The 12,330-nt window shown below is 46.6% G+C and carries 14 protein-coding genes; 12 read left to right on the top strand and 2 right to left on the bottom strand.

Going from position 1 to position 12,330, the window contains the following annotated elements:
* Nucleotides 1-4 precede the first annotated feature (4 nt).
* Nucleotides 5-1,039, top strand: a complete 1,035-nt coding sequence (locus AAHN97_RS05235; RefSeq protein WP_343306502.1) for an Atu2307/SP_0267 family LLM class monooxygenase — start codon at nucleotides 5-7, stop codon at nucleotides 1,037-1,039.
* Here AAHN97_RS05235 and AAHN97_RS05240 read toward each other — a convergent pair.
* Nucleotides 1,026-1,394 (bottom strand): winged helix-turn-helix transcriptional regulator, encoded by a 369-nt coding sequence (locus AAHN97_RS05240; protein ID WP_343306503.1) that lies wholly within the window; start codon nucleotides 1,392-1,394, stop codon nucleotides 1,026-1,028. The genes AAHN97_RS05235 and AAHN97_RS05240 overlap by 14 nt on opposite strands.
* Before the next feature lie 77 nt (nucleotides 1,395-1,471).
* Here AAHN97_RS05240 and AAHN97_RS05245 point away from each other — a divergent pair, with 77 nt between their 5' ends.
* A complete protein-coding gene (locus tag AAHN97_RS05245; protein ID WP_343306504.1) occupies nucleotides 1,472-2,140 on the top strand; it encodes an NAD(P)H-dependent oxidoreductase in 669 nt (222 codons plus the stop codon).
* Here the strand turns inward: AAHN97_RS05245 and AAHN97_RS05250 are convergent.
* Nucleotides 2,137-2,523, bottom strand: coding sequence for an SRPBCC domain-containing protein (locus tag AAHN97_RS05250; protein WP_343306505.1), 387 nt, complete (start codon nucleotides 2,521-2,523; stop codon nucleotides 2,137-2,139). The two genes, AAHN97_RS05245 and AAHN97_RS05250, sit on opposite strands and share 4 nt — an antisense overlap.
* Nucleotides 2,524-2,623: 100 nt before the next feature.
* On the opposite strand from AAHN97_RS05250, the gene AAHN97_RS05255 reads away from it, so the two are divergent.
* The 10 genes from AAHN97_RS05255 (at nucleotide 2,624) to AAHN97_RS05300 (ending at nucleotide 12,316) form a co-directional block, all read left to right on the top strand.
* A complete protein-coding gene (locus AAHN97_RS05255) occupies nucleotides 2,624-3,307 on the top strand; it encodes a hypothetical protein (RefSeq protein ID WP_343306506.1) in 684 nt (227 codons plus the stop codon).
* A gap of 23 nt (nucleotides 3,308-3,330) precedes the next feature.
* Nucleotides 3,331-3,903, top strand: coding sequence for a Crp/Fnr family transcriptional regulator (locus AAHN97_RS05260; protein WP_343306507.1), 573 nt, complete (start codon nucleotides 3,331-3,333; stop codon nucleotides 3,901-3,903).
* Between the two features lie 97 nt (nucleotides 3,904-4,000).
* Nucleotides 4,001-4,519: a YceI family protein gene (locus AAHN97_RS05265; RefSeq protein ID WP_343306508.1), complete on the top strand. Its 519-nt coding sequence runs from the start codon at nucleotides 4,001-4,003 to the stop codon at nucleotides 4,517-4,519.
* A gap of 1 nt (nucleotide 4,520) precedes the next feature.
* Complete coding sequence (locus AAHN97_RS05270) at nucleotides 4,521-4,739, top strand: tautomerase family protein (RefSeq protein WP_343306509.1); 219 nt, start codon at nucleotides 4,521-4,523, stop codon at nucleotides 4,737-4,739.
* 5 nt (nucleotides 4,740-4,744) lie between these two features.
* Entirely contained in the window at nucleotides 4,745-5,479 is a 735-nt protein-coding gene (locus AAHN97_RS05275) for an SDR family NAD(P)-dependent oxidoreductase (protein ID WP_343306510.1), read from the top strand.
* 6 nt (nucleotides 5,480-5,485) lie between these two features.
* Nucleotides 5,486-5,854: a nuclear transport factor 2 family protein gene (locus AAHN97_RS05280; protein ID WP_343306511.1), complete on the top strand. Its 369-nt coding sequence runs from the start codon at nucleotides 5,486-5,488 to the stop codon at nucleotides 5,852-5,854.
* A gap of 4 nt (nucleotides 5,855-5,858) precedes the next feature.
* Nucleotides 5,859-6,926: an NAD(P)H-dependent flavin oxidoreductase gene (locus AAHN97_RS05285; protein ID WP_343306512.1), complete on the top strand. Its 1,068-nt coding sequence runs from the start codon at nucleotides 5,859-5,861 to the stop codon at nucleotides 6,924-6,926.
* Nucleotides 6,927-7,129: 203 nt separating this feature from the next.
* Nucleotides 7,130-7,741: an RNA polymerase sigma-70 factor gene (locus AAHN97_RS05290; RefSeq protein ID WP_343306513.1), complete on the top strand. Its 612-nt coding sequence runs from the start codon at nucleotides 7,130-7,132 to the stop codon at nucleotides 7,739-7,741.
* Nucleotides 7,742-7,783: 42 nt separating this feature from the next.
* Nucleotides 7,784-8,794, top strand: coding sequence for a FecR family protein (locus tag AAHN97_RS05295; RefSeq protein WP_343306514.1), 1,011 nt, complete (start codon nucleotides 7,784-7,786; stop codon nucleotides 8,792-8,794).
* Between the two features lie 27 nt (nucleotides 8,795-8,821).
* The gene (locus AAHN97_RS05300) at nucleotides 8,822-12,316 is read left to right on the top strand and encodes a TonB-dependent receptor (protein WP_343306515.1); all 3,495 of its coding nucleotides are present in this window, start codon (nucleotides 8,822-8,824) and stop codon (nucleotides 12,314-12,316) included.
* Nucleotides 12,317-12,330 lie beyond the last annotated feature (14 nt).

Genomic DNA, 12,330 nt, shown 5'->3' on the forward strand with positions numbered 1-12,330 from the left:
GGTCATGGAATTAGGTATCAGTACGTTCGGAGAAGTGAAACCTGAGGGCGTTTCAGGTCATGCAGCAGAATCTTTTTTACGGATGCAGGAAATTATCGCGGAAGGCCAGCTGGCGGATGAAGTAGGGCTGGATGTTTTTGCATTGGGGGAACATCATCGCCCGGATTTTATTATCTCAGCGCCGGAAGTGGCGCTGGGCGCTATTGCAGCTGTTACAAAAAACATCCGGCTTTCCAGTTCCGTTACCGTGTTAAGTTCTGCAGACCCTGTGCGTGTGTTCCAGAACTTTGCCACGCTGGACCTTGTTTCCGGGGGGCGTGCAGAGATCATGGCGGGCAGGGGATCTTTTACGGAATCCTTTCCTTTGTTCGGTTACAGCCTGAATGATTATGATACTTTGTTTGCAGAGAAACTGGAGATGTTGCTGCGCATCAACGAAAGTGAGATCATTTCCTGGAAGGGCAAGTTCAGGGCGCCTTTCATGCAGCGGGGTATTTATCCACGGCCTTATCAACCTGCCTTACCCATATGGCTGGCAGTTGGCGGCACACCTGCTTCTGCAAAGCGGGCGGGGAGATTGAACCTGCCCATGACGGTAGCGATACTTGGTGGCAAACCTGCGCAGTTTGTGCCTTTCATCAACCTCTACCGCCAGGCTGCTTTGGAGGCAGGGCATGATGTGGAGAAGTTACAACTGGGCATCAATTCGCAATTTTATGTGGCAGAAGATTCAGAGCAGGCAGCAGATGAATTTTATCCTTCTTATGAGATACTGATGAACAGGGTGGGGCAGGAGAGAGGGTGGCATCCTATGACGCGGGAGCAGTTTGAATACCTGCGGATGCCTGATGGGCCTTTGTTTGTAGGAAGTGTGAAGGAGATCACGGAGAAGATCATCTATCAGCATAGCTTATTCAAACATACCCGTTTCCTCGCACAGATCGTGAAAGGATATATCTCACACGATAAAGTATTACGCGCTATTGAATTGTTTGGAACGCAGGTAGCGCCTGCTGTGAGAAAAGCTATACCAGGTTAAGGGCGCGTTTTTTATGTGCAAGCCCCCAGTGCTCCAATTCCTGCCAGATGGGAATAAGCGCCATGGCACTTTCCGACAGGCTGTATTCCACTCTTGGAGGTACTTCTGCATAGGCTGTTCTTTCTACCAATCCGTCCCTTTCCAGTTCCCGCAAATGCAGGGTGAGCATCCTGTCTGTAATGCCGGGAATGATCTTTTTCAGTTCATTGAAACGCATGGTGCGTTTCTCCAGTTTATAGAGGATGATCAGTTTCCATCTTCCGCCCAGTATATCTACGGCGTAGATCATCCCACAGAAGTTGGCAAGCGTTTCTTTATTGATACTATTGGTGGATGTTAATTTCCTTTTCGCCATTACTTACATTTTTGTGTGTTGCGTACAACGGGCTGTAGCTATACAAAATTAACGAACATGCCGGTAATTTTGGCCCTATGAAGATATTAATCGTATACGCACATCCTGAGTCCAAAAGCATGAACGCTGCTATGTTCCATGAGGCGATAGAAACATTGAAAGCAGCAGGGCACGAAGTACAAACAACAGATCTGTATGCCATGCAGTTCAATCCCGTATCAGACAGGCATAATTTCACTAGTACACTTGACCCGGAATTCTTCAAACAGCAACTGGAAGAAGTACATGCTACAAAGGTGAATGGTTTTATTCCCGGCCTGGATGCAGAACAGCAGAAAGTGGAATGGTGCGATCTGATGATCTGGCAATTCCCTTTGTGGTGGTTCAGTGTGCCGGCTATCCTGAAAGGCTGGGTGGACAGGGTATTTGCAATGGGCCGTACCTATGGAGGCGGGCATATTTATGAAACAGGGATCTTTAGTGGTAAAAAGGCATTGCTCTCCCTTACTACCGGTGGAAAAGAAGCGGATTATCTGAAGAACGGGTTTAATGGTGATCTGCTTAGTATGCTGAAACCATTACACAGGGGAATACTTCAGTTCACCGGGTTCTCTGTATTGCAGCCTCAGGTGGTATACGGGCCGGCCAGGATATCTTCGGCAGAAAGGGAGGAAGCATTGAGCGGATGGCGTTCCCGGTTGCAGGATGTATTTAGTGAAACACCTATAGAAGTGGGCACTTATTAAAGGCTTTCCGCTAATTCTTTCACCGCCTGCAAGGCAGCATCCCATCCTGCTGAAGCATCTTCATATGATGTTACAGGATCTTCTTTGGCAAGCAATAAAGTGCTGCCGTTCTTATCCTGCAGTTCATAGGTGATGGTGGACAATATCGAACGCCCTTCATCCGGATTGAAAAGATGATGCTGCAGCAGTTTGTTGGGTGTTATCTGCAGGATAACACCCCGCGTGTACATGTTCCCATCCAACCCTTTCCATCCAAAGGAGCTGCCCACTTTCCAGTTGGATACATATTCGCCACCCATCCTACGGGTTACTTCCGGGTTGGTGAATACCTGCCAGACATTGGCGGGCGTAGCGTTGATGAGGATGCTTTTTTCTAACAGCATATTACAATATAAGCATTTCAGGTAGTATTCCTGACACTTCGCGCAAACGTGTAAATACAGCAGGAAGCAAAAATGTAGCTTGCCAAAAAATAACACCTGCATGCAATACATTCAGCAAGTGCTGGAAAACCGCCAGCAACAACTCCGCCGTTCCCCATTATGTTTAATGATCGATGATGCTTCCCTGGCCATGGAATCCCGCTTAGGATTCACTCCTGTGATGCTTTTTTTTGTGATGGGATTTAAAGATATCCTGGATACCATGAAGGTTGAAAACAGCACAGACCCCTTACAGCAAAGCGTGAACACACATTGTGATGAAGACTCTTTTCACTGGCAATGGTACCTGAAAGACCTGGAACGTATCAGCTATGGTAAAGCATTCCTGCAACATCCCGGAACAACGATGTTTGAAAAGATCTGGTCTGCCCCCTACAGTGCGGCCCGGGAGGTGGTATATGAAAGTATCCACCTGGTTAAGACCTATAACACGCCCTTCTATAAGCTGGTGATCATTGAAGCATTGGAAGCTACCTTTGATTGCTTTAATGATCCGGTGTTCAGACTGGTGAACAATATGGGCCGGCAGGATGAACTGGAATACTTTGGCCAGGTGCATGCGCATTCGGAAGCAAACCATGCGCTGCATGAAGAAGAGGAGAGCGACTACCAGCCAGATGAAACAGAGATAAGGAATGCGCACCTGATCGTAAACAGGATCTTTGATGCGTTTGAAAAAGTATTTCACTGCTGGTACCAGGAAGGGCGTATGGCGATAGCGTAAAAATATATTACTTTTACGCACAAATGAATGCGGAAGAAATATTAAAACAGCATATCGCTAAAACGATCTCCTTAACAGAGGAGCAGTTCGGTTATTTCTTCTCGCATTTTACCCGGCAGTCTTTCAAAAAAGGCCAGGCCCTCATCTCCGAGGGAGAGAAAGTAGAACACGAGTATTTTGTATTGGATGGATGCCTGAAATCATTTTATATCAATGATGATGTAAAGATGTTCATCCTGCAGTTTGCCATGCCTACCTGGTGGGTCTCCGATTTTAATGCGCTATATAGCGGCAACCCCGCAACGATTAATGTCGACTGTATCACAAATGCCGAAGTACTAAGCCTTTCCAATAGCAACAGGGAAAAGATCTGCCGGGAAATACCTGGCGTAGAGTATTTCTTCCGCTGGCGTACCAACAGGGGATTTGTGGCTTTACAGAAAAGATTGTTATCCTTTATGAATAACGATGCTAAGCAACGTTATGAACAACTCATGCAGCAGTACCCTGAATTATATAACATCGTTCCCAAACACTTAATTGCCGCTTACCTGGGTGTATCCCGGGAAACCCTGAGCCGGCTAAATGTGACATAGATCACAAAATACCCCTCTCCATTCTAATGTGATATAGGTCACGTAATGCCTTCACGCTTTCTCATCAACTTTGAGGTATCAATTAAAACTCAAAACAATGAAAAAGCAAAACTTTGAAATCGCCGTTGCTGAAAGCAATATCGATTGGACAGGCCGGAAAGTGACCGGTTCACACTTTGGTACCATCGCCATTAAAGAAGGTTCCCTTGCTGTAAATGAAGGTAAACTCGCTGGTGGCAGGTTTGTTATAGACACTACTTCCATCAGGATCCTGGACGTTACTGATCCGGCTACCAATGATCAGTTTGCAGGTCACCTGGCTTCTGAAGATTTCTTCGCCTCCGCCCAATATCCTGAAGCTGTATTCCAGATCACAGCTGTGAATAACAATCACGTAGAGGGAGACCTTACCATTAAAGGTATCACACATCCTATTGGTTTTGATGCACTCGTTACCGTTGCCGGGGATACCCTTAAAGCAGCAGGTAAGATAGTGGTGGACCGTACCCTTTACGGCATTAAGTTCCGTTCCGGCAACTTCTTCAAAAACCTTGGAGATACGTTGATCTATAACGACTTCGACCTGAATGTAACACTCACCGCTAAAGCTAACTAAGATGCCATACATTAAAATTGAACTGACGAAGGAAGGGGTTACCCGTCAGCAAAAACAGCAACTTATTAAAGGCGTAACTGATCTGATCACAGCCGTGCTCAACAAAGACCCGCACCTGACCCATGTGGTGATACAGGAAGTAGGACTGGATGATTGGGGTTACGCAGGGGAACAGGTATCCGTATTAAGAGAACAAGGCATTACAGCTGATAAAAAATAAACAAAATGAAACAACAAACCATTATTATAACAGGTGCTTCCTCCGGTATTGGAAAAGAAGTAGCCAGGTACTTCCTGGAGAATGGCGATAACGTAGTGATTAATTCCACCACAGCGCAAAAACTGGAACAGGTTTACCAGGAATTGGGCGCTGGCGCCAACCTCGCGATGGTGGTAGGAGATATCAGCCACAAAGAAACCGGGGAAGAATTGGTGCGCATAGCCATTACGAGATTTGGTTCAGTGGACGTATTAGTGAATAATGCGGGGATCTTTGAAACCAGGCCTTTCCTTGAAGTGGACGAAGCTTACCTGGACCGTTTTCTGACCACTAACCTGAAAGGTACTTTCTTTACCACGCAGGCGGTTATCCCGGCTATGCTGCAACAACGGGGTGGTGTGGTGATCAATATCGGTACACCGCTTGTTAATAAGGCTTTTGGTGGCGTGCCTATTACGGCGCCCATGTCCAGCAAAGGTGCTATTCATGCATTGACCGTTCAGCTGGCGGCTGAATTCGGCAGGCATAATATCAGGGTGAATACGGTTGCTCCCGGTACCATCCGTACACCTATGCATGGTGATAATGCTGATCAAACTGCAGGTTTACATCTCGTGAACAGGGTGGGGGAAGTGAAAGATGTGGCGGAGATGGTGCTGGCCGTTGCTAAAAGTAATTTCATCAATGGCGCGATCATTAATGTAGACGGTGGCCTGGCTGCCGGTCATAATCTTAACTAACAGATCATGAAAACACAAGAAAGCATAATTTCGCAGCTACTGGAGAAAGATTACTTCCAGGGTATTTATGAAGGAGATCTTGATGCAATGAACCGCATATTTTATCCGAATGCTTTACTTTTTGGCGATGTGAAAGGCCAGCCATATGCAAAAACATATGAGCAATACATTGATGCCGTAAAAAGCCGCCAAAGTCCAAAAGATTCAGGTAAACCATTTAAGGGAGAGATCCTGAACATTAAAGTGGTGAACTCTATTGCTGTTGCAGAAGTGAGGGTGAAGATGTTTGAATTCCATTACCATGAGTTCCTGTCGTTTCACAAGATCAATGATAACTGGGTCATCGTTACCAAAATGATGAGTGACCAAAACTAACGTTATGTGGTATAATACAAAAGCAACAGCGCTATTGGGGATTGATTATCCCATTTTGCAGGGGCCTTTCGGCGGCGGGCTTTCTTCCGTGGAGCTGGTAGCTACAGTATCAAATATGGGCGGACTGGGAGGTTATGGCGCTTATACTTTGGAACCACAGGAGATCTATGAGATCAACAGGCAGATCAGGGCTGCAACTGATAAACCCTATAACATCAACTTATGGGTATCGGATACTGATGCGGTGAATGGTACGGTTACAGATGAACAATTTAAACAGGCGCAGCAATTATTCAAACCATATTTTGAAGAAGCAGGCATACCCTTACCCGGTAAGCCCGCTTCTTTTGCTTCGCGTTTTGAAAACCAGTTGCAGGTGATCCTGGATATCCGTCCGAAGGTTTTCAGTTTTATGTTTGGAATGTTATCTGCTGATGTACTGGAGCAATGCCGCAAGCTGGGCATCATTACAGTAGGCGCTGCTACTACTTTGGAGGAAGCAGTAGCTTTGGATGCAAGTGGTGTTGATATGATCATTGCTTCCGGTTTTGAAGCAGGCGGGCACAGACCTTCTTTTCTGGCTTCGGCGGAAACTTCCGTCACAGGTACTTTTGTGTTGTTGCAGTTGATCAAAGAAAAAGTAAAAGTACCGGTTATTGCAGCAGGGGGTATTGCCAATGGCCGTGGAATAGCGGCTGCTTTAACTTTAGGAGCAGATGCTGCCCAGATCGGTACGGCCTTCCTGGCCTGTGATGAATCCAACGCCTTGCCTGTTCATAAACAGATGTTATTCTCCAAAGCGGCAGAACGTACGGTTTTATCCAGGGCATTTACCGGGAGGCTGGGCCGTGGTTTAAGCAACCGGATCTCTACGGAGCTATCAGGCAAGGAAAAACAATTCCTGCCTTTCCCTTTACAGACTACTTTTATGTCGCCCTTGCGGAAGGCATTGATAGAGGAGGAGAAATTGAATATGGTGTTTTTCTGGGGAGGACAGATTGCGCCTCTGCTGAAGCATACCAAAGCAAAGCAATTGATGGCATCGTTGATTGAAGAAACGGGGAAGTTTTAAGCTTCCGTTACCTGCTGAATATCACGGCTGCCGCCCGCTGGATCTCCCGCTTTGGCAGCGTAGAACATTTCCCGTATATCTGTACCCTTTCCCGCTTCGGGCTATGTCAGAATGCCGGTTTTGAGGGGTTTCGTTAAATTTAAAATATTTTTCCCCTCCTTGTAAGTATTTTTATACCCCTTCACTGTCCTTTAAGGTGAAATATGGCGGATAGCAACACTAATATCAGGGAGTTGCAACTACAAATTGCACGTTACGGTAATGAACAGGCCTTTTCCGGCTTGTTCAGGCTGTTGTATGACCGCCTGCTCCGGTTCTGCATGCAATACGTCTATTCCCGGGAAGCCGCGGAAGAAATTGTTTCCGATGTGTTCGTAAAGATCTGGAACCGGCGGAAGGAACTGATGACTATCTCCAACCTGGAAGTCTATCTTTTTGTGGCCGTTAAAAACCACTCCCTCAACTACCTGCAGCAATATTCCTCCCTGCGCATTACCCCCATCGATACGGGGCTTTCTCAACTGAGCGGGCCTGCTGATCCTGAAAAAGAAATGGAATGGAAGGAGATGCGCCTGCAGCTGGACCATGAAGTGAACAAACTGCCGGACCAATGCCGGAAGGTATTTAAGCTGATCAAAGAAGAAGGTTTTAAGTATAAAGATGTGGCAGTGATCCTGAACATCTCTTCCAGAACAGTGGAAACCCAGCTGTACCGTGCGGTACGGCGTTTAAATGAAGCGCTTTCTCCCTACCTCCCCACTAAAAAGAAACCGCCTTTATTGATCCTTATTTCCATCATCCCATTATTTTTTTAAAGCTTGTAAGTAGTTTTTGATTCCGGGCTGTCCTTATGCTATATGATAAACGAAGAACAATTCATCTCACTGGCTGCCAGGAAACTGGCAGGGCAAGCCACGGCAGCAGAATTGCAGGAGCTGGAAGACCTTTTGCAACAGCATGAGGACCTGAAAGCGCGTTATATCCTATTACAACAATATTTTACGGAATCTACCTGGCAATCGGCTACGGATACAGAACAGGCCCTTCAACGTACCTGGGGGAAGATCAGTTTACAACAGGAGGAAGCCAAAAGTAACCGCTGGAAGTGGATCGGCGCTGCCGCAGCAGTTGTTGCCGGAGTCGCCATTGCTGCTGTATTCCTTTGGCCGGTACGTACGGAGGAAGTGAAACTGGCAGTATTGAAAGATACGGCGCAATGGCTCAACCGCCAGAATGGAAAAGGCACCAGGGCGGTGATAGAACTGGGAGATGGCAGCAAGATCTGGCTGAATGCGGATAGCCGCATCTCTTATCCTGAAGTATTCGGTAAACACAGCAGGGAAGTATACCTGAACGGGGAAGCATTCTTTAAGGTAACAGGTAATCCTGACCGGCCGTTTATTGTACATCTGAACAATGGTATGGTGAAAGTACTGGGTACTTCATTCAACATACGTGCTTATGATAATGAACCTGTGCAAACTTCTGTGAGCACAGGTAAGGTGGCCTTTATTCCCCGGTACGAAAACCAGCAGGGCAGCCCTGATACTTTTTACATCACACCGGATGAAAAGGTGATCTACAAACCCACTACACATAACATCGTAAAAGAAACCACGTCAGGAGAAGATGACAGGGCCTGGACGGAAGGAAGGCTTGTTTTCAGGGATGTTTCCCTGGAAGACATCTGCCTTGAATTAGAAAGGACATTTGGCAAAAAAATCGAGTTTCAATCAGATAAAGTACGGCTGTACCGGATGACCGGATCATTTCAGAACAACAACTTACAGGAAATACTGTATTACCTGACTAAATCAAAATCTTTTTCATATTCCATTACTGACAGCACCCTGCTGATCGGTGAGTAAAAACTGAGATTCAAATTCGCTAACGTTATGAAAGAAAGAACGCTACAATTGATGGCGCCTTTCCGTTCGTTGTTCCTGCCGCTGATTGGCTGCTTAGCCTTTTTCAGCATGCTTGACCTGAAAGCGCAGCAATTATATGCTGCCAACAGGAGAGCTGTTTCCGTGGAACAACAGGCAAAGGACCCAAAAAAACCGCTTGAAAACCGCATCAGCTTGCAGGTGAAGAACCAGAAGCTGACGGATGTGCTGGAAAAGATCGAGCAGCAAACGCCTTATGTGTTTGTGTATTCGAATGATGAGATCAGCGTTGCACAAAAGATCTCGCTCAATGTAAAAGACAAAAAGCTGGAAGAGATTCTGGAGATGATCTTTTCTCCCCTGGACATCCGCTTTGAACTGATCAATAACAAGATCATACTGAAACAGGGAAACGTATTCGCCGCCGTATTTTCACAGCAGGAGAACGTGACCATTAATGGTCGGGTGGTAAGTGATAACGGTGAAGGCATCCCTGGAGTAAACGTTCGCCTGCAGAATGTTCCCAATGTGGGAACAGTTACCAATGAACAGGGTAATTTCACTTTACAGATCCCGGCAAAGGAAGCCAACGGCACACTGCTTTTCACTTCCGTGGGCTTTACACCTGCTACGGTGGCTATTAACAGCCGCACCAACATTACAGTGGTCATGAGCACGGATTCAAAAGAACTGGGTGAAGTGGTGATCACGGCATATGGTTCACAAAGGAAGAAACAGGTAACTGCTGCCATCAGCACTATCTCTTCCAAAGACCTGGAAAGCAGGCCGGTGGCCAATATGTACCAGGCTTTGCAGGGAACGGCCCCTAACCTTATCCTGCAGCAGAGCACGGCAGAACCGGGTGCTGCACTTACATTGAATATCCGTGGTGTGGGAAGTCTTACCGGCAACGGCCCCCTGATCATTATCGACGGGGTACAAACCGGCGGCGATGGTTTGCAGAACCTGAACCCCAATGATGTGGAAAGCATCTCTGTATTGAAAGATGCGGCTTCTTCCGCAATCTATGGTTCGCAGGCTGCCAATGGCGTGATCTATGTAACCACCAAAAAAGGGAAACGGGATGATAAACCCGTGGTGCAATATAATGGGATGTATGGATGGCAGATCCCAACTGCTTTACCTGAGCAGGTGGAAGGATGGGAGTACATGACGCTGAAGAATGAAGCCCTGGTGAATTCCGGTAAAACCCCGCAATATACCCCAAGCCAGATCAAATACTGGAAGGACAGAGGGTCTGAACCCGCTTTCCTGAAAGAGATGCTCCGTAAGTTCACACCACAGCAGAATCATAGCCTTAGCTTAACAGGCGGCAGCAAAAATACCAGCTACCTGATCTCGCTAGGATATGTGAACCAGGGCAATATGTTGCAGAACAAGTACCTGCCTTCTGATGCAGACCTGTTCTACAAACGGTATAATGCCCGCGCAAATATTTCTGTGGATGTAAGCAAGTATGTGAAAGTGGATGTGAATATTGCTTATGCGAAATCTTATTTCAACAAACAACAGGCAGATATCGGTTTCCTGATGCGGGATGCGATGCGTACACCACGTATCTACCCCGTGAAGGATTCCCTGGGGAATTATGTAGTGCCGGCATTGAACAGCAACAACGTGATCGCGCAACTGGAAAAACAGGGATACAACAGGAACGAAAGAGATAACCTGCTGGGCGGCCTGAATGTAATGATCACCCCTATAGAGCATTTCCGCATCAACCTGAACGCTTCCGGCAGTTATACGATCAACAACTTCGTGAACCGCCAGAATAAGTATGCTTATGCACCTTATTATACTACAGCAAACCCTCCACCGTATAACAGGCAGGAAGTATCAGAATACAAGGACCTTACTACTAACGTGTACGCCACTGCTGAATATGAAAACACTTTTGGCGATCACTATGTGAAAGCACAAGTGGGCGCGAGAAGCGATGCCATCAATCAGAATTATGGCTTTATGTCCAGAAGGTATGGAGGTACCAACCTGGATGACGACTGGACCATTGGCGGAGGATATATTCCCAAACCTGATGGAACGCTGGATTATGCCACCATCGGGGAATACAATGGTATCACCAACCCTGAGCTGCATGCGTTGAACTCACTCTTCGGGAGGTTGAACTATGTTTATAAAGACAAGTACCTGGCTGAGTTCACCTGGCGGTATGATGGTTCTTCCAAACTGGCACCCGGCCATCGCTGGCAGTTCTTCCCCGCTTTCTCTCTGGGTTGGCGTTTAACAGAAGAAGCCTTCATGGAAGATTTCAGGAGCCGTTTCGGCAATGTGAAGCTCCGCTATTCCTGGGGCCAGGTGGGTAACTCCAATATCGGCGGATTCAATTACCTGGCGCGTGTGAACCTTAACCCGAATAAATATCCGTTCAATAATACGGCTAATCCGGGTGCTGATTTTACGGCGTATAATGAACAGCTGGAATGGGAGATATCTACCATGACCAACTATGGTGTGGATGTTGACCTGTTCCGTAATAAACTCTCGCTTTCTTTTGATTACTACGATAAACAAACCACCGGCATCTATCTCACACAGGAAGTACCAGGTACTGCAGGTATCGGTTCCTCCTTGCAGAACGTAGGCAAGGTGCAGAACAAAGGCTGGGAAATAGCCCTTTCTTACCGCGGAAAAACTGGCCAGTTCAATCATACCGTGAGCGCCAACCTGGCGGATAACCTGAACAAGGTGATCACGTATGGCCCTGAATCCATCCGTGGCTCAGACTATACTTTCATTATCAGGGAAGGTTTCCCCATCGCTTCTTACTTCGGGTATAAATCAGATGGGCTCTATCAGAACCTGGACGATATCAAGAACGCACCGAAAGTACCTTTCGCTTATAATCAGCAGGTGCAGCCGGGTGATATCAAATACATTGACCGGAATAAAGATGGTGTGATAGATGCGAACGACCGCTATGTTTTTGGCAATCCATTCCCGCGTTATACATTTGGTTTTACTTACAATGTTTCCTGGAAGAACTTTGATTTCACCATGTTCTGGCAGGGTGTAGGTAAACGTTCCCAGTTCCTTCGCGGAGATATTGTGGAAGCATTTCATAATAATGAAGACCATGCCTTCGTACAACATATCGATCGCTGGACGCCCACCAATCCGGGGGCTTCTTATCCCCGCCTGACCATTGGTACAGCCAATGCGAACAATTTTGCCTATTCTGATTACTGGATGTTTGATACCAAATATGCAAGGTTAAAGAACCTGCAACTGGGTTATACTTTGCCTAAATCCGTTACAGACAGGGTAAGGATGCAAAGCGTGCGGGTATATTTCACCAGCCAGAACCTGCTGACCATTACACCCGGCCGTTTCCGCGAACTGGGGGTAGATCCGGAGTTCACGCAGTATGATGATAAACTCGGGTTTAATAATTATAACGCCATCGCAGGCCGTAACTATCCAAATTCAGCCACGTTTGCTTTTGGGTTAGATATCAAATTCTGATAAACGAGTTAATT

Source organism: Chitinophaga niabensis, from assembly GCF_039545795.1.
GTDB lineage: Bacteria > Bacteroidota > Bacteroidia > Chitinophagales > Chitinophagaceae > Chitinophaga > Chitinophaga niabensis_B.